The sequence below is a fragment of the Flavobacterium artemisiae genome (genome assembly GCF_042678225.1).
GTDB classification, from domain to species: Bacteria; Bacteroidota; Bacteroidia; order Flavobacteriales; family Flavobacteriaceae; genus Flavobacterium; species Flavobacterium artemisiae.
Map to the genome: position 1 here is coordinate 71,128 of NZ_JBHUDZ010000016.1, position 17,926 is coordinate 89,053.

The following is a 17,926-nucleotide window of genomic DNA, read 5'->3' on the forward strand; positions in this document are numbered from 1 at the left end:
GTTATAATACATCTTAACAAATTTATACGGCAGACAAAAACAATTCTTTCGTGTTGCGTTTGAATTCGTATATTCGGCCTTTATTTTGAAAAAAGAGAATGATTGCAAAATTGAATGAAAAAAAATCCTATCCTTGGATTGTTGTTGGCTTGTTGTGGTTCGTAGCTTTATTGAATTATTTAGATAGGCAAATGCTTTCAACCATGAAATCAGCGATGATGGATGACATTCCTGAATTGGCTAAAGCTGAAAATTTTGGTCTTCTAATGGCTATTTTCCTTTGGATATATGCACTAATGAGCCCTGTTTCCGGAATTATAGCAGATCGATTTAACCGAAAAAGGATAATCATAGGAAGTCTTTTTATTTGGTCCGGGGTTACTATGGCGATGGGCTATGCCTCTACTTTCAATCAGATTTATATTTTGCGTGGCATTATGGGTTTTAGTGAAGCTTTTTATATTCCGGCGGCATTATCCTTAATTGCAGATTACCATCAGGAAAAAACACGCTCCTTTGCAATTGCGATTCATACTACCGGAATTTATTTAGGACAGGCACTTGGGGGTTTTGGAGCCACTATTTCTAAGCATTTTTCCTGGCATTTCAGCTTTCACTCTGTAGGTTTACTGGGTGTAGTTTATAGTATAGTACTCCTATTTTTTTTACAAGAAAAGAAAGCCTACTTTTTTGATCCTTCAAAAAAGTCATCTGTCAGCTATAAATTCAAACAGATGTTAAAAGGATTGGGCATCTTATTCGGTAATATTTCGTTTTGGGTTTTACTCTTTTATTTCGCTTCACCAAGTTTACCAGGCTGGGCGGCCAAAAACTGGTTACCTACCTTATTTACCGAAACTTTACATTTAGATATGTCTCTGGCGGGACCAATTGCAACGGTAACCATTTCAATGTCATCTTTTTTTGGCGTTTTAATTGGCGGTGCTATTTCAGACAGATGGGTGATGAAACATCTTAAAGGAAGAATTTACACCAGCGCTCTTGGGTTGTTTCTTACCATTCCGGCATTATTTTTATTTGGCTACTGTTGTGACATAGCAGCCATTGTTTTTGGAGCAATCCTTTTTGGCCTTGGATTCGGAATATACGACACGAACAATATGCCGATTCTTTGCCAGTTTGTTGCGCCTCGCTACAGAGCTACCGGATACGGAATTATGAATTTTGTAGGCATTTCGGCCGGAGCTGTGATCACCGAGTTTTTAGGAAAGGCAGCAGATAATGGCGGAATGAGACATGTTTTTGTGCTACTGGTAGTTGTAGTGGTCTCTGCCATTGTTTTACAACTAGTGAGCCTGCACCCAAAAACTATAGATATGATTGAGGAAAATTAGGTTGAGGGTAAACAGATAAAATTCTTAAATATTCGTTTGGTTAAATTCATGAGTGTGTTAAAAAAATAACTTCATAAACTTTACAAGATTTTCGTAACACTCTCTAAATCATAGCAATCCTGTAAAAATCACTTCGTATAATATAACAGTTCTGCAGGTCATGATTGTAATTTTGGATAAACACTAAAATTAAAAATCATGGAAGACAGCATGAACATTTCAGACGCAGAGAATCAGTATATCGATATCTCTGAGCCGCAGGAAATCCAGTACTGGTCCGAGAAGCTCAATGTACCGGAGGAAGTACTAAAAAATGCCGTTCGGGCGGCCGGCACCAGCGTGGAAGACTTTATGGAACATCTTGAAAACAACGGATAAAGTTTAAAGTTTGACAAAAGCGGGTAAGAAATTAAAACAGTATCTTAAAAACATTTTAAGATCTATAAAACATTAAAATTTCAGTATTATGGCAAGAGAAAATTATGATAATTACGGCTTCGATGGGCGTACTTATCACGTAGCAGATGATTCTATCAATTCCGAACTGATGGAAAAAAAAGATCCTGCTGTTAACCAGCATGAAAATGATATAACGGGTATTCACAGTGATGAGTCAGAACATCATAACCCTAGACCTGACGAGCGTGATCCCGATGCAGACAGAAGAACCCTTGATGAGGAAAAAGCTGTTGAGGACGACGATGATGACTATTAACAGTTGTCAAATTATTTACTACATACACGGCTGAAAAAAAGCCATATGAGGAAAATCCTGAAAAGAGTTTTTTTAATTGAACAATTAATAAATTCTTTTCAGGATTTTTTTTTGAATCCGTCCTTTAACTTTCCTTTTCAATTAATTGCATAAATTTGCACCACAGGCTCTTTGGCCTGTCTGTATAAAGTAAAACAAACACAGGCCCGAAATATCTCCGTTTCAAAATGAACGATCCCATCCTAGAAAATCTTAATCCCAGCCAGCTTCAGGCTGTCAAAACCACTGAAGGCTACGTGCGCGTTATCGCAGGTGCAGGTTCGGGAAAAACAAAAGCCCTTACCTCCCGTTTTGCTTACATCGTGGATCGTCTAGGGGTCAGCTCCTCTAATATCCTATGCGTGACCTTTACCAATAAGGCGGCGCAGGAAATGAAAAAAAGGGTCAAGGCGCTGATCGGCGACCTTTATGATGTGAGTTTCATCACGACCTACCACGGGTTCTGCGTACGCTTTCTACGTGAGGAAATAAACAAAATCCACTATCCAAAGAATTTTATCATACTGGATGCCGAAGATCAGAAAACCATTTTAAGGGACGTATTCACTGAACTGGACATCAATTCCAAAAATCTGACCTTCAAACAGGTGCTTCGTTTTATATCCAAACAAAAAAGCACTTCGGACTATCTGGGTTACATGATTGAAAATAAAAGTTTCACTCCTGATGAAAAGGACTCGCTTTCAAGCCAGGTCTATCAGAAATACCTCGACAAACAGAAACGCAACTACGCCCTTGATTTCGATGACCTGATCCATTTCACGGCATTTATTCTCGACAGCAGTCCCGATGTGCTTGCTAAGTGGCAGGAATTGTTGCATTACATACAGGTAGATGAGGCGCAGGACAGCTCCGACAGCCAGTTCCATCTGGTGGAAATGCTCGCTCGCGTGCACCAGAACCTCTTTCTTGTGGGCGATCCCGACCAAACCATCTATGAATGGCGAGGGGCAAAACCCGAGTATCTAGTAGAATTTGACCAGATGTTTCCAGATGCGCAGACCATTTTCATGAACCAGAATTACCGTTCTACTCCCAACATTCTGAAAGTCGGCAATCATATTATTAAAAACAATAAGATAAGGGTTGACAAGGATATGGTGACCGATAATCCTGAAGGTGTCGAAGTGGTGCATTTCCACGGAAAAAATGATTTTGAGGAAACACTCTGGGTAGCTTCTGAGATTAAAGAAATCTTGAAAACAGAGAACGCATCTTATTCTGACATCACCATATTATACCGCTCTAATCATCTTTCCAGAAATATTGAGCAGGCGCTTATTAAGGAAAACATTCCTTATGCTGTCTTTGGCGGAATCCGTTTCTTTGAACGCAGGGAAATCAAAGACGTGCTTTCTTTTTTAAGACTTATTGTGCAAGGTGATAATTTCTCCTTTCTGCGGATGTTCAACCATCCTTCAAGGGGATTGGGCAAAAAGTTTTTGGAAAGGCTCAGCTTTCTAGCAGGAGAACAGAACCTTTCGTTGCTACAGGCGTTAGAGAACAATATCGAAGATAAGGAGTTAAATAAAAAAGGAGCTTCTGATTTTCTAAATCTGATTTCAGAACTCAGAATAGACTCAGAAAACAACTCGATTTCGGACCTAGTCAAAATCATACTGGACAAAAGCGGTCTTTCGGAGCTTTACCGTAAAGACGGTGACGAGGACAGATTGGAAAATATCAAAGAGCTTGTAAGCTCCATGATGCTGCTGGAAAAAGAAAACAACGGTCCGATCAATATCGTAGAATATCTTCAGGAAATAGCACTTTATACCGATCTTGATAAAGACAATGAAAACCAGAACAAGGTGCGCCTGATGACTATCCACATTTCGAAAGGCCTTGAGTTCCCTTATGTATTTCTCTGCGGTTTTACCGAAGGGGTGCTGCCTAGTGCGCTTTCAATAAAGGAAAGAAGAAAACGCGCCATCGAGGAAGAAAGAAGGCTGATGTACGTTGCAGTTACCCGCGCTGAGAAAAGATTTTACATGACAGACTCAGAAGGCTTTAATTTCACCACCGGACTAAACAAATACCCGTCAAGGTTTCTCTTTGAAATCAAGGAGGAATTTTATGTACGTAAAGGAAAACTGTCCCCTGAAATCCTTCAGGCAGCACAGTCCACTGTGGCTGCTTCACAAAACAGTGAAGATACAGCATTCCAAGAAGGGGATTTGGTCAACCATCCCGTGTGGAATAAGGGAAAAATAGTTCAAGTAGATAAAGAGAAAAATCGCTATATCGTACATTTTTTTGAAATGGGAAAAGAAAAACCCATTGATTTTTCCTTCCGTTTTCTATCCGCTGCTACCCCCGAAGAGCAAAGCGTTTCTCCCGCTGAGCTTTTAAATCTTCACGAAGAACTAAAAAATGCTCCAGATCCTTTTGCCGATGAACAGCAGACCGACCTAAAGACCGACCGAGAAAACCAAAAGTTCTCTGAGAACCAAAAGACGGACGGATGGCAGGAAGTATAACATATATTCTCAACTTGGGAAAAAAATCTTTCTGAAAGCATGACTGAAATGAAAATTAAATAATAATCGACTGTCTGGCTGTAAATAAATACCGTGCTACCAGCGTACATTTAGGATTATTAATTTAAAGAAAAAAAGTCATGGAAAATACAGATCACACCTATAATGATGATATACAGAAATGCCCTTACCACGCTGCAATGAAAGCACTGCATCAGAATCCGCCTGAAAAAAGCGAGAATAAAGATGCAGACTCCAACACCGGAAAATGGGATGAGCAGCGTAACAGCGCAGGAAGAGATGATTCTGGAAGTACGGAAAGCGTATCTTCAAACAGCAAGAATACTTTCGAAGTATAAAAAGAGCCTAAGGCTCTTTTTTATTTTAAATTCCTTATCCTTTTTAAAGCTGCTGGTTTTCCATTCCGTCAATAATTCTGCCGACTTCTGTCTCAGTAGCTCTAAGCCTTCCCTGACAGAAGGCAATCAGCTCAGATGCCCTTTTGACTTTCTCGGCAAGATCATCCACTGAAATCGTTTCGTTTTCTATTTCCTTTGAAATGGCTGTCAATTCAGTCCATGCGGCTTCATAAGTCAGTTTCTCTTCCATCATATTGTATTTTTTCTCTAACGGTGCTTTTTAGGACGGCATCATGAAGGATCACTTCTATATCTTCTCCTACTTTTATATTTTCGGTACTGCTGGTAATCTTACCATTAGATTTTATAATGGCATATCCCTTCTTAAGAATGTTCTGAGGGGACATGATTTGTACACTTTTGTTCATATGTTCCAATTGCAAGGCTCTGCTTCGAAGATATCCCGCCGTAAACTGCTTTAGACTTCCCTGCAAATATTCGATATCCTTTCTCTTTCGGCGCAGCAAATGCTGTGATATCTGGGCTGTCATCTGGGATTTCAGAAAAAGTTTCTTTTGGTGTTCATGCAAGATGTCTTTTGCCTCTGAGGTAAGTCTCTGATTAATAAAGAGAAGTCTGTCTTTGCGTTGAGCCAGAAACTCCGCTGTATTTCGACTAATGTTTCTCTTCAGCTCTTCCAGCACTTTGAAATGGCCTAAGAAAAGCTGCTGTGACCTAATCACAATATGCTGCTGCAACGAGAGCAGTCCCATCTCAAAACTGCGGTTATGAGCGATGATAAATTCTGCCGCTTTGGTTGGTGTTTTTGTATTGGTATGAGCCATCAGGTCTGTTATGCTGACATTTTTCTGGTGTCCGATGCCTGTTATTATCGGAATGGGAAATTTAGCTACGGCGCGTCCGATATTGTAATTGTCAAAAATCAGAAAATCAGACTGCGCTCCGCCCCCTCTTGTAATCACTACAGCATCATAAGGGATTCCTGTATTAAAAACTTCTATGAGTTTGTTTAAAAACAGCTTGGCATTATTGTCTCCCTGCACTATGGTGTAATAATCATCAATCTGAAAATCATAGCCAAAATCATTGTGCTGGAGCGTATGGCGGAAATCCTCATTACCTGCTGAATTGCTCGCAGACAAAACCGCTACTTTTTGGATGACAAGCGGAAGTTTGAGACGGCTGTTTAATGTTGAATAGCCATCGGCTGTTTTAGAGATAAAATCATTTTCTGACTCCAGTCTTTTAAGGGTCGCATTGCGCTGCTGTTCGAGTATCCCAAGCGTAAAATTAACATCTATATCTAACACGTTTACAGAAAGTCCGTACAGTGCATGGTAGTCGATGCTGACCTGGACCAGAACATGCAGATTATTGGTAAAGGTCTGACCGGTTTTCTTTTCAAAATCCGAAAGATGCACCGCTCCCTCTCCCCACGCCTTGCCCATAATTTTGGCTGTAATGGCGCTGTTTTTTTCTCCTTTCTCTACCAGCTCAAAGTAATGGATTTTTTTATCTGCCTTGTAGGTGTGACTGGTCACGTCTGCAACTACCCAGTATGTGCGTCCCTTAAAACGTTCGCTCAGAGCCGCATGGATCTGATAATTAAGTTGCGAAAGCGTGATAAAGTTTTCCGGTCCCATGGTATTTGCAGTGCGTTCTGTTTTTGTGTGGTTCTTCCTGAAACGCTAAGGTAGCAATAATACCCAGAAACTAAAAACGCATGAAATTCCCGTATTAAATTTGTACGCGGGCAGGCCTCAAACCTATTGCATTACAAAAGATCGGTTAATTAAAAATCCGCTATTTGCAGTTCAAATTTAAAATTTTGTTTATTTAGCCGGAAAATGACCGTGTTAAAATTACAGTGCCAACCCGATCTGACTTATTTACAGTCCTATGGTTGTTACTACCTGTTCATTATTTAGCAGCATAAACCGTAAAGCAGCCCTTAAGCCAGCAGAAATTTTTTCTCATCCTTTTTAAAGTTGATCCAATCTATTTCAAAAATTTTTCGAAGCAGATTTTTCAGGTCTTCAAAACTGCCTGGCTTTATGGCATAAAAATCGGCACCGAGCTGATAGGAAAGATCTATATTGAGCGGACTGCTGCTCGTGGAGAGCATTACTACTCTTACATCATGAAAGTTTTTTTGGGCTGTACGTATTTCTTTCAGACAGTCAAAACCGTTTTTTCCCGGCATATTGATGTCAAGGAATATAATTTCTGGAAGCTGTATCAGGGCGGTATTAAGTTCATCGAGCAGCTGTTGCCCGTCTTCAGCGAGTTTTACCGCAATGGGCATATCCAAGTCGGTTACTGCATCGAGAAACAGGAGTCTGTCATCTTCATCATCATCTGCTACAAATACAAACTTTTGATGGCTGTTGATTCTACTCATGGCTTATTCTTTTAGTGCATTAACAGAAGACAAAAATCTAAGGATTGCAGACGTCTATAAAAAATAAACCCATGTAAATCGATAAACAATCGAATTATATCCGTGGAGGCGGTTACTAGTTTATAAAAGTACGTAATTTATTTAAAATAAATACTACAACTACTGGAATAAGCAGAAAAGTCCAAATTAAAAATTCAGTTTTATTAAAAAAAATTAAAAAATCACCATCGCGGTTTATCTATTAATCCTTGGGCATGCATCAAAATTTTATAAATTTCATCAAGGTCTTATGTAACAATCACTTAACAATTTAAAGTACTTTTAAGCATACTTTCTGTCTAATGCCTAATATTAAAAGCAAAAATAATGCAGTCATATTTTTTAACCGGATCCTGCCGAGACCAGGATAATGATTTTGAACTGATAATCCGAACGGACAATGTTCAGGATGAGCCCAAATACATCCTTAGTATTGAAGACATCTCATCGCCCGAGCGTATCTGCTGGGAGTCAGCACTTACAGATTTTACAGATGCGCTGAAGCGGCTCAGTGATTTTATGATGGAAAACAGGATCAGATTTTACGGCAAAAATGCCACATCTTCACCTGTTGACCCCATAATTGACAAGCTGCTTCAGGATTTCATTTACAGCAAAACGCCAGAGCTTTTATAATCTTTATAAGCTATTGAATATAGAAAGTTTCTTTCCAAAACAGACAACTGATTTTATAACATTAAAATTAATTTACAAATGAACGATCTACAAGATTTTAAATCGGAACTCAGAGCTTTTATTGAATTTACCTATAATGCTTCGGACAAGCAGAATACTGCAGCTAGAATTAACGAAACTGAAAAAGCCGCTTTTGACTTTACCGATAAATATGTCCTGAACTCACCTGATCTCATTGCAGGTGATCTCGAACGACCAACCCAAGATATTTTAAATGAATTTATAACTGAAAAAATGCAATAACTTATTCTGGAAGTTCATCAATGCTCTGAGGCTCTCCCCTTTCCTGCGCATTCATGTGGTGCCTGTAACTGCTGGATCTTTCATACGCAAGCCTGCGCACTCTCATAATGTTTCCCAAAGGGCGGTGTTCTGGAAGGCAGTGAAAAGGATTGAAACTCAGCACATCATCAGCATACACTCTTCTTGCAGCACTGAATGTTTCCTGTGGATGAAATACAAGTTTGGCCACCGGCTGATAGGGACTTTTTTCCTCTGGCCACTGAACCGATCCGTCCTCAATAGGCATGCTGTCTAAATCTGTGCACAGTTGTGCCCCCATTTCATATTCTGCTGTACCCGACTGAAAAAACGAAGCTATGATTTCCGTTAGAAATGCATGCTCATCATTATCAATGATCTGGTCATCAATTTTCTGTCCGGCTAGAGCTTTAACATTTTCTGAAAGAGGCTTTACATTAATTTTGGCTACATAATCGCCATAACGGAGTGCTGCCATACTGAAATAGGTATCTCCCAAGATATGCGGACCCGGAGCACTGAGTTGATTGGTATCGTCGGCAAGACCCACCGCGGCAAGTACTTTCTGGACACCAACAGCTGCCTTCTGGCCTATCTGTTGCAATAATTCGCCGCTATCGGCCATTTTCTCAATATTCTCCTGCGCAGCCAAATATTCTTTAATGGTTCCCGTCGGAATGATAGGATAATTTACCAGTAGAAAATCCTGCGTAACCGCATCGGACAATTCTGGCAGTAATTTTTCTCCTTCAACACCAATTACTTTAATCGCCATTCCTCGGAATACAGACATTTTATCAGGCATTATCGATCCTTGTGCTGTAGAAAACCGCACTATGACAGGATAGGATCTCGGTGATTTAAAAAGCCCTTGGGCAATATGCTCCGGCAGGTTATCATAAATCTGAAGCTCTCCTTTTAAAATGCCGTGACTCTTTGCATGCGCATCGCGGATTGCATGACGGTGCTTTTCGTACATAAGACGGTTTACCCGTGCCATAGATTCTACGATCTTATTATTGATCTGCTGCTCATCAGACTGCTGCACTTCGATATTATCGCTGTAGGGAATGTAATTGGTCATAAAATTGATTTTTAATTTGATTAAATAATTCGTGGTTTACATTTGATTCCGCTGTAAAAACTTAAAAAAAACTCCTTAATAAAAACTAAGGAGTTCTTCGGCAGCCGGCCGGTGCCTGGAGGTAAGTAATTAACTAAATATTTGGATCAACTGTCCAAACTCTCCCGCCGGTTCCCTATCTTTTTACAGGATTAAATACTGCCTGCTGCAGCGAGAATTTTTTGGAAGGCACATTATTGCCCTCCGTAAGTTCGCTGAAATTGGCATTCATAATCCAAGTCTCGCTTCCTGATACAGCTGCTGTTGAAGGAAAGGCAAAGCGGTCTTCGATGGAAGTGGTTTCAGCAACGGTCGCTGTGTTCCAGTTATCAGTTGATTTTAGCCTGAATATTTTATTTACGCCTCCATTCTGAACAAGTGTAACAGTTGCATTGTCATTTAACAGCATTCCGTCTGCTCCGGGAAAAAACTGGTCAATTTTTACTTTTGCTCCCTTTTCTGGCGCATTCATATCGATTTTAATAAGTGCCCCCGATCCGTTGTTGGCGATCAGCAAAAAGCCCTGTGGATGATACACGATGCCGTTTGGTCCCACGCCTGCTGAGTGCAACAACTGGCTTTTGCTGAAAACAGACGCTTTTCCAGAAGTATCTACTTTATAAATTACATCGGCGTAGCTGTCTGTAACATAAGCGTTTCCTTTGTCATCAAAAGCAATGTCGTTGGGAAAGTGATCGCCAGGAACCAGCAGTGCAAGATCGATATCGGCAGTTTTCTTTCCGGTCTTAATATCAATAATAAGAAGCCTAGCCATTTTCTTTTTAGTATCCGAAGTACTGTACTTACTGTAATTGGCATCCCCTGCACATATATACAGTTTTTTTCCGTCTGGATGCACTTTAAGTCCGTAAGTAGATTTTAATGACGAATCACTGTAAAGTGCGGTATATTTCCCATCCTTAGTTACTTTTCCCACTGTTCCCAGACGTGCTGAAGAAACATAAAATACGTTTGCAGCCTTATCAAAGGCAACACCTTCAGGATACGATTCAGGTGCTTCAAATTCTATGCGTTTTGTCGGTTGCTGCGCCCAAATAGCCTGAACCAGCAGCATTGCTATAAGTATATTTTTCATAATTATTTTTGTTTAAGGATGTAAATAACGCCGCTGGCATCATCTGAAATGTAAACAGCATCATTTCCAACTGCCACTCCTGCAGGTCTTCCAAATCGTTCATTTCCAATTAGAAAACCGCTTAAAAAGTCCTCTGATCCTGTTGGATTTCCCTTTTTGTCAAACTTGATTTTTTCAACTTTATATCCTGACGGGTTCTGTCTGTTCCAGGATCCGTGCCAGCATACCAGCGCATCCCCTTTATTGGGACCGTTTTCAAAAAACGCAAAAGCGATGGGTGCACTATGGGCAGGAAATTCCATTACAGAAGCCATAGTTTTTTGTGTCCATCCTTCTTTAGTATTACCAACAGGGTCTTCCCTGCTTTTATCTACTTCTTTTTTACCGTATGCAAACGGAAAACCATAGTTGCCATTCATTACAATATGGTTAAGTTCTTCCGGCGGCCAATCATCGCCTTTGGTATCTCCACCATTATCGACACCCCACATCTCTTTGGTTACCGGATGCCAATCAAAACCTATAGTATTTCGCAGTCCAGACGCATACAGGGTTCTTTTCCAGGTCTGCGAATCTACCTGCAGCATAGCGGCAGTTTCCTTGTCGCTTTCTTTGCAGTCATTGCATACACTGCCCACAGAAATGTAGAGCTTTCCATCAGGTCCAAAATCCATTGTTCTATTGGCATGCTGTCCACCGCTAGGCAGATCTTTAATAAGTGTATCAGCAATTTTTCCCAAAGTGCCGTCTTCATTTAAAGGATAGCGCAGTACTTTATTATTATTGCATAAATACATGAAATTATCTTTTGCCGTAATGCCGTGCACGCCCGGGAAATCAGCCACCCTAATCATATTTTGGAATTTTCCGTCCTTATCTGGATCAGTCAGCATCAATACATCACCTGCGTCACGACGGGTTACATAAAGCTGGCCTTTTTTTCCTAGATACAACATTCTAGGTTTTCCGAGTCCGGTTGCAGCCGGCGTTACAGTCCAGCCTGCCAGAGGTTTCAGGCTCGAAGCTAATTTGCTCGAATATTCCAGATGTCCCGGAAAATTTGTTATGGTTGTTTTAATAGTGTTTTCTTTGGGTGGGATTCCTTTTTGAGAGTGTGCGGCGAAACTGAGAAGCCCCAGAAGCATCGTGCAGAATATTTTTTTCATCGTATTGATTTAAAGTTGATTGCTGTAATCTAGTTATCTCAAATGTAAAAAGCTGCTTTGTGATTTGTTTATAGAATAAAACGATAAGATTATAGTATTCAAACGTTTATACTTAAAAAGATTGATCTGGAAACAAATCGATATGTGAATTCTATAAAACAATAAGTGTATTATATAACTTCTGCGTTAAATATGCTTTTATTTTAGCCAATAAAACAAAAAGAAATTTCTTTCAAATTAATAAGTTACCTAAACGATCTTCAAATGAAAACCCTGCTTTTATTTATCTTTTGTTTTCTCGCAGTGCATTGTTTTGCTCAAATTGGGGAGTATTCCCAAAAAACAGCACTTGCAGTTGAAACCTATGCTTATTTAAAAGGGCAGCAGTCAGCTTTAAAAAAAATTTCTTCTGAGTTTCCCGGCCTTCATGATGATGTTTTGTCCGTTCAAAAAAATATAGACTTATACCATGGCCGATCTCAGCGAAATATAGAACTTTTTCTCAAAGAAGAATTTAGCGAACAATATTTTCTCCAGCTGACAAAGCATCTTGATTCGATGATAACGCAGCAACTGAAAAATCCAATTGAAAGGGAAAAATATGCAGAAGATCTGCTGGACAAAATCCATAAAAAAATTCGATCAGGTACTATCGGGACAACAGACAAAGGTATTTTGTCTTTTGCTTATCATGATCGCCCGCATCAGGAATTAACCGACGGTCATACTATTAATTACTCTACAAAAGGACATCCCAAGGCGGAGGAGTCAGTAGTTAAAATTCCCGTTCCAAAAAGCTGGACCGCAGAAGAAGCTGAGCATCCTGATACAATTCAGCAGTTTACCAGTTACGCAGGAAAAGGCGATGAAAAAATACTGCTGATGATTTATCAATTGGCAGAATCAGAACGAAACATGCTTCTTACCAAAGAATCAGTCTATGATTTTATAGCACCGCAAAGTGTGCTCATTCGTTCTGAAAAAGTAACTATTGACGGAATTCCTGGTGTAATGGCCGAAATAGAAGAAGTTATAGACTTTGCCGTTAATCAAAAGAAAGTACGTATGCTTCAGTTCATGTTTATCCACCAGCAGAAATTATATTGTCTTCAGGGAAGTGTTGGTCCGGCACCGATACATCACGACCTTGGCCTGCAGTTACGAAAATACGAACCGTTATTTCGTCTTGTTGCCCAAGGAACGGATATTATGAATTGATATACTGGCTAAACCATTCTTAAATTTAAAAGTAAACTACTTAATTTAAAGATTGGGACAGCGGCAGATAAATATTAAATTGAGCTCCATTCTCCGAACTGCCATATGCATTTATAATTCCATGATGATTTTTTACAATCTGTGAACAGATGGAAAGTCCGATTCCGGTTCCTTCAAATTCTGATTTACTGTGAAGCCTCTGAAAAAGACCGAAGATTTTATCGGCAGATTCTTCTTTAAAGCCAACACCATTATCGGAAACCTTTATTTTAATGAAATTTCTATTTTCATCAAGTCCAAGCTGTTTTTTCTCAGAATCCTCAGTATTGAAAGCTTCTATAGCTATACTAGGTTCAGTGCCTTCACGCTGAAATTTGAGTGAATTACCGATCAGGTTGCTAAAAAGCTGTGATAACTGAAGCGGCTGACCGGGAACAGAAGGAAGATCATTAATCTTTATAACTGCGTTTTTCTGCTCAATAAGCATTTCCACATCCGAAAGAATCCCCTGCACAATCACATTAAGATCAGTCTGCACAAATTTCCCTCCCTCTTTATTTAACTGCGAATAAGCCAATACATCGCTTATAAGTGCCTGCATTCTGCCTGATGACTGGTTTATTTTCTTTAGCTGCGACTGCGATTTCTCGTCAAGCGACGATCCTATCTTTGCATCCAGCATCTGCGAAAAAATACTGATTTTACGAAGAGGTTCCTGCAAATCATGGGAAGCTATGTAGGCAAACTGAGCCAGTTCATTATTAGATCTTACTAAATTTTCATTGGCAGCCTCGAGCTGTTCGGTTCTTTCTTTTACAATTTCCTCTATCTTCCTCATTGCCAAAACTTGCTGTGTCACATTATTAGAAATGGCGATCACCCCTAAAACATTACCGTTTACATCTCGGTACGGTTCATAAATAAAATTCTGGTAGGTGGTTTCCGCATTGCCGAAACGTATTAAGTGCACTGGCATTTCACTCGCAGTAAAGGTCTCCCCTGTTGCATATACATGATCTAAAAGCTCTTCCAGACCCTGAGCTTTGGCATCGGGAAGCGCCTCGAAAATTGGTTTGTTCATGACTTCCTCCTCCTCTTTGCCCCAGAGGTTAATCATGGATTCATTGGCTACTTCTACTCTGTGTTCAGGTCCGAGCAAAAGGCACATTGACACAGGTGCCTGCAGTATCAGATTCCTAAAATTTTTCTGTGTCTGCTCCACTTTTATTTTAGCCAGATTCAGATCTGTAACGTCTGCAGCGGTATTCATAACACCATATACATCGCCAGTTTCATTGAACAATGGAGTAAAACTATAATTAAAATAAAAGGGTTTCAGAACTCCCTGAACATGTAAATCAACTCGCTGGTTTCTTGCATGATACGGCTTTCCTTCGTTGAAAACTGCAAGAAGCTTTGGATAAATTTCCTGTTCCTCAAGCTCCGGAAGCACATCAAAATAGGTCTTTCCGACAATATCGCTTCCTTTATCCCAAACATCAATAATAGCTTGGTTAGCAAGTGTTATGCGCATTTCTGATCCTTCATATACTCCAATTGGAAAAGGGGCACTCTGCACCAGTGAACGCACCTGCTGTTCGCTGTGTTTTAATTTACCCTGAGAAAGCACCAATTCAGTAACGTCGCTGCAAAGCACCATCACACCGTCAGCATTCGCTTCTCCTCCCTTATGCGGCTGATAAACCAGATTTAAAAAACCGGCTGTCGTCTCGCCATTCGGATTAAACGTATAATAAGGATATTCATTCAGATACTGCGGTTGTCTGCTGGTACGTACCTGATCAATAATGGATTTAAAATAAGGGTCGGTTTCAGGAATTACCTCAAAAAGCGGTTTGTTTATAAGTTCGTCGAAATTCCTGTTTATGAGTCTGAGATAGGCATCATTTACAATCACAATTTTATTTTCTTCACCTTCCATTACAATTATACCCACCTCTGCTTCCTTCACAAGTCCCTCAAATCTTTTTTCTGAAGCGGAAAGTTTTTGTCTTGAAAGTACTTTCTCAGTGGTTTCCGAAAATACCGCCAGCACTCCCTGCACTTCGCCGCTGTCGCCAAAGACAGGACTGTACGAAGATGTGCAGTAAAGCTCTTCTGAAATGTTACGTCCGCTGATGAGTTGATCTTCAAAGTAAACAGCTTCTTGAGATTCCATTACTTTTTTTACAATTGGTGCACTTAAATGCGATGTAGAACTCCATACATCATCGGCGCTTTGTCCCACTGTCGGAACTTGTTCAATGCGGCCAAATAAAGAAGCGCAGGAATCATTACAGAACTGAATGTGTTCATTTCCCCACCATAACATCATAGGCAATCTTGCAGCTAAAACCAACCGCACTGTATTTCGCAGGCTGGTCTCCCATTCTTCCACAGGTCCCAAGGCGGTATTCTTCCAGTCAACCGTACGGGTCATGTGGCTCACTTCTCCTTCACCTGGAAAAAAATTTAAATCATTCTTCATTAATGTCATAGTGTTTAATTTTCTGTAAGCCGCATTTTTTTCGGAGTTCTTCTATCCAAATATAGCTTATTTACCCACAAGTGTTCAGATTATTTCAATTTCGAAAGATTAATTTCTTTTGCTTAAAGAGACACGGACGATAAGCCCCTGTTTCTTTCTTCTTTCATTTCTTTATTTTTGATCAAATGCTGCAATGGCGGTTTTTATAACAGTCTGTCAAAATGAATCGGCAGTTCATTGATTCTTTTTCCCGTTGCATTGTATACGGCATTTGTAATAGCAGGAGGCATTCCGACAATACCTATTTCACCGACACCTTTTATCCCGAGATCATTAACCATTTTATCTTTTTCATCCACAAAAATGACATTCAAGTCATGAATGTCGGCATGAACCGGAATATGATATTCAGCCAGATTGGGATTCATATATTTTCCAAAACGATGGTCGGTAATAGTTTCTTCATGGAGCGCTTTGCTGATTCCCCAGATCATGCCTCCCAAAATCTGGCTTTCGGCTGTTTTGGGATTAATAATTTTTCCTGCCGCCACACTAGTAACAGCCCTTGTAACTTCTATGATTCCCAGTTCTTCATCCACTTCAACTTCAACAAAAACGGCACTATGTACTGCTTTGGTCTTTTTCCCATCGGTAAGCGGATTGGGCATTGCCATATTGGTCGTTTTTAATTCCTTTATTGACGATTTTTCTAAAATTTCAATAATGCTGATTCTATTGTCAGGACTGCCTTTTAAAAACAGAAATCCATTGCTGAAAATAATATCTTCGAATGCTGCCTTGCTTACAAATGAATCCTTAAGTGCAGCAGCTTTTTTAAATATTTTCTTATTTAATGCCCTGCATGCCGTTTTAACAGCTGCTCCAACTGTAGCTGTTGTAAAAGAACCACCCTGAATCGGTGCAAAAGGCATACTGCTGTCAGCGTAGGAAAATATAATATTGTCTAAGTCCATTCCCAATTCATCGGCGGCAATCTGGCTCATAACAGTCAATGTTCCTGTACCAATATCGGTAACTGCACTTTTTAATTCTACCCTGCCGTCAATTGTGACTTTGGCTTCAACACGCGCTAGAAGCCGGTTTGCATCCCAAATTCCCGTTGCCATTCCATAACCGACAAGTTTATTGCCGCGTTTCATGGTTCTTGGCTGTGGATTTCGGTTTGACCATCCAAATTTTTCCGCTCCCTGACGGTAGCATTCTTTTAATTCTTTACTTGAAAATTCTTTATCAGAACTTTTATCAATATCAGAATAATTGATTAGCCTAAATTCAAGCGGATCTATGTTTAATTTACAGGCCAGTTCATCCATTGTAACTTCAATGGCATGAATACCGGTGCTGCCACCCGGAGCACGCATATCCAAGGGAGAATACACATCCAGCGGAACGAGCTTGCTTTCCAGTAAGGTATTTTCTGCAGGATAAAGCATATTAGACCAATTGACCACCATTTCTACATAGTCTTCAAACTGAGAGGTCTCTGCTGATGCTTTATGATATATTGCATTTACTTTTCCAGTCTCATCGGCACCAAACTTAGTGTATTGAATAGTTGGCGGTCTGTGCCCGAAAGTAAACATCTGAGCACGATCTAAAGTTACCCTTACGTTTCGTTTTAAAGCAAGCGAAGCCATGACAGCCATAAATAACTGATATTGAGGTCTCAGACCAGAACCAAATGCACCACCTACAAAAGGCGAAATGACCTGAACATTTTTCATTTTCAGCCCAAAAACATTGGCAACGTAAAACTGCGAATTAATGGTTCCCTGCGTTTTATCGTAAATTTTCAATTTGTTTTTCCCTTCATAAATTACTGTTGAAGCAAACATTTCCATCGGATTATGATGTTCTGTTCCGTGCTTAAATTCACCCGAACTCTGTACATACGAATTACGATACGCTTGCTCAAAATCTCCTTTAGGTTTTGGCGGGGGCGGTTTCAGCATCGAGGCGATACCTTTTTTGGGATCACGCTCTTTATCAAGGTTTGATTCTAGATCGGTTTCAAATTGCTCTTCTTTGTATGCCAGCTTAATTTTCATGGCCGCATATCTTGCCATTTCAAATGTCTCAGCCACAACTAAGGCAATCGGCTGTCCGTTGTATTTTATTTCATTATCTTTCAAGGGCTTAAAAACTGTTCCGGGCGGTGCATCCATGTCGGCATACTGAATATCAAACCAGGCAGTTGAAGGTCTGTTTTCATGCGTAAATATTTCGACGACACCAGCCATCTTTTTCGCATCAGCAGTATCAATAACTGCAATTTTTCCTTTCGTAATCGTGCTGTTTACCACATAACCGTATAGCAGATCCGGCGCCTGATATTCTCCTGCATATTTCGCCTGTCCTGTCACTTTCAAAGCACCTTCCAAACGGCTGATTGGTTTTCCTATTGCTGGTGTTTTTGTCATTTCCTTC

16 protein-coding genes are annotated in these 17,926 nt (G+C 40.0%); 8 read left to right on the forward strand and 8 right to left on the reverse strand.

The window, feature by feature from the left end; genetic code table 11:
* Positions 1 to 98: 98 nt before the first annotated feature.
* The 5 genes from ACFSC2_RS16870 (at position 99) to ACFSC2_RS16890 (ending at position 4,969) form a co-directional block, all read left to right on the forward strand.
* On the forward strand, positions 99 to 1,355 hold the full coding sequence (locus tag ACFSC2_RS16870; RefSeq protein ID WP_379815505.1) for an MFS transporter: 1,257 nt from the start codon (positions 99 to 101) through the stop codon (positions 1,353 to 1,355).
* A 198-nt stretch (positions 1,356 to 1,553) separates the two neighbouring features.
* Positions 1,554 to 1,733: a DUF3606 domain-containing protein gene (locus tag ACFSC2_RS16875; RefSeq protein ID WP_379815506.1), complete on the forward strand. Its 180-nt coding sequence runs from the start codon at positions 1,554 to 1,556 to the stop codon at positions 1,731 to 1,733.
* Positions 1,734 to 1,821: 88 nt separating this feature from the next.
* The gene (locus tag ACFSC2_RS16880; protein WP_379815508.1) at positions 1,822 to 2,070 is read left to right on the forward strand and encodes a hypothetical protein; all 249 of its coding nucleotides are present in this window, start codon (positions 1,822 to 1,824) and stop codon (positions 2,068 to 2,070) included.
* Between the two features lie 227 nt (positions 2,071 to 2,297).
* Complete coding sequence (locus ACFSC2_RS16885) at positions 2,298 to 4,610, forward strand: ATP-dependent helicase (protein ID WP_379815509.1); 2,313 nt, start codon at positions 2,298 to 2,300, stop codon at positions 4,608 to 4,610.
* 140 nt (positions 4,611 to 4,750) lie between these two features.
* The gene (locus ACFSC2_RS16890; protein WP_379815510.1) at positions 4,751 to 4,969 is read left to right on the forward strand and encodes a hypothetical protein; all 219 of its coding nucleotides are present in this window, start codon (positions 4,751 to 4,753) and stop codon (positions 4,967 to 4,969) included.
* A 43-nt stretch (positions 4,970 to 5,012) separates the two neighbouring features.
* On the opposite strand, the gene xseB is transcribed toward ACFSC2_RS16890, so the two are convergent.
* The 3 genes from xseB to ACFSC2_RS16905 form a co-directional block, all read right to left on the reverse strand.
* Positions 5,013 to 5,222: an exodeoxyribonuclease VII small subunit gene (xseB, locus tag ACFSC2_RS16895; protein ID WP_379818676.1), complete on the reverse strand. Its 210-nt coding sequence runs from the start codon at positions 5,220 to 5,222 to the stop codon at positions 5,013 to 5,015.
* Positions 5,197 to 6,633 carry an exodeoxyribonuclease VII large subunit gene (gene xseA, locus ACFSC2_RS16900; protein WP_379815512.1) on the reverse strand — a complete coding sequence of 479 codons (1,437 nt, stop codon included), beginning with the start codon at positions 6,631 to 6,633 and terminating at the stop codon, positions 5,197 to 5,199. Before xseA ends, xseB begins: the two co-directional genes overlap by 26 nt.
* Before the next feature lie 308 nt (positions 6,634 to 6,941).
* Positions 6,942 to 7,391, reverse strand: coding sequence for a response regulator (locus ACFSC2_RS16905; RefSeq protein WP_379815513.1), 450 nt, complete (start codon positions 7,389 to 7,391; stop codon positions 6,942 to 6,944).
* Between the two features lie 366 nt (positions 7,392 to 7,757).
* Between ACFSC2_RS16905 and ACFSC2_RS16910 the strand changes: the two genes are divergently transcribed.
* Positions 7,758 to 8,066 (forward strand): hypothetical protein, encoded by a 309-nt coding sequence (locus ACFSC2_RS16910; RefSeq protein ID WP_379815514.1) that lies wholly within the window; start codon positions 7,758 to 7,760, stop codon positions 8,064 to 8,066.
* 78 nt (positions 8,067 to 8,144) lie between these two features.
* A complete protein-coding gene (locus ACFSC2_RS16915) occupies positions 8,145 to 8,369 on the forward strand; it encodes a hypothetical protein (RefSeq protein WP_379815515.1) in 225 nt (74 codons plus the stop codon).
* A 1-nt stretch (position 8,370) separates the two neighbouring features.
* On the opposite strand, the gene ACFSC2_RS16920 is transcribed toward ACFSC2_RS16915, so the two are convergent.
* From ACFSC2_RS16920 to ACFSC2_RS16930, 3 genes are all read right to left on the reverse strand, one after another.
* Positions 8,371 to 9,471, reverse strand: a complete 1,101-nt coding sequence (locus ACFSC2_RS16920; RefSeq protein WP_379815516.1) for a catalase family protein — start codon at positions 9,469 to 9,471, stop codon at positions 8,371 to 8,373.
* Between the two features lie 175 nt (positions 9,472 to 9,646).
* Positions 9,647 to 10,606, reverse strand: a complete 960-nt coding sequence (locus tag ACFSC2_RS16925) for a beta-propeller domain-containing protein (RefSeq protein WP_379815517.1) — start codon at positions 10,604 to 10,606, stop codon at positions 9,647 to 9,649.
* 2 nt (positions 10,607 to 10,608) lie between these two features.
* A complete protein-coding gene (locus tag ACFSC2_RS16930) occupies positions 10,609 to 11,772 on the reverse strand; it encodes a PQQ-dependent sugar dehydrogenase (protein WP_379815518.1) in 1,164 nt (387 codons plus the stop codon).
* Between the two features lie 264 nt (positions 11,773 to 12,036).
* Between ACFSC2_RS16930 and ACFSC2_RS16935 the strand changes: the two genes are divergently transcribed.
* Positions 12,037 to 12,990 carry a hypothetical protein gene (locus ACFSC2_RS16935; RefSeq protein ID WP_379815519.1) on the forward strand — a complete coding sequence of 318 codons (954 nt, stop codon included), beginning with the start codon at positions 12,037 to 12,039 and terminating at the stop codon, positions 12,988 to 12,990.
* 40 nt (positions 12,991 to 13,030) lie between these two features.
* On the opposite strand, the gene ACFSC2_RS16940 is transcribed toward ACFSC2_RS16935, so the two are convergent.
* Positions 13,031 to 15,478, reverse strand: coding sequence for a PAS domain-containing protein (locus ACFSC2_RS16940; RefSeq protein ID WP_379815520.1), 2,448 nt, complete (start codon positions 15,476 to 15,478; stop codon positions 13,031 to 13,033).
* Between the two features lie 203 nt (positions 15,479 to 15,681).
* On the reverse strand, positions 15,682 to 17,919 hold the full coding sequence (locus ACFSC2_RS16945) for a xanthine dehydrogenase family protein molybdopterin-binding subunit (protein ID WP_379815521.1): 2,238 nt from the start codon (positions 17,917 to 17,919) through the stop codon (positions 15,682 to 15,684).
* Positions 17,920 to 17,926: the final 7 nt, after the last annotated feature.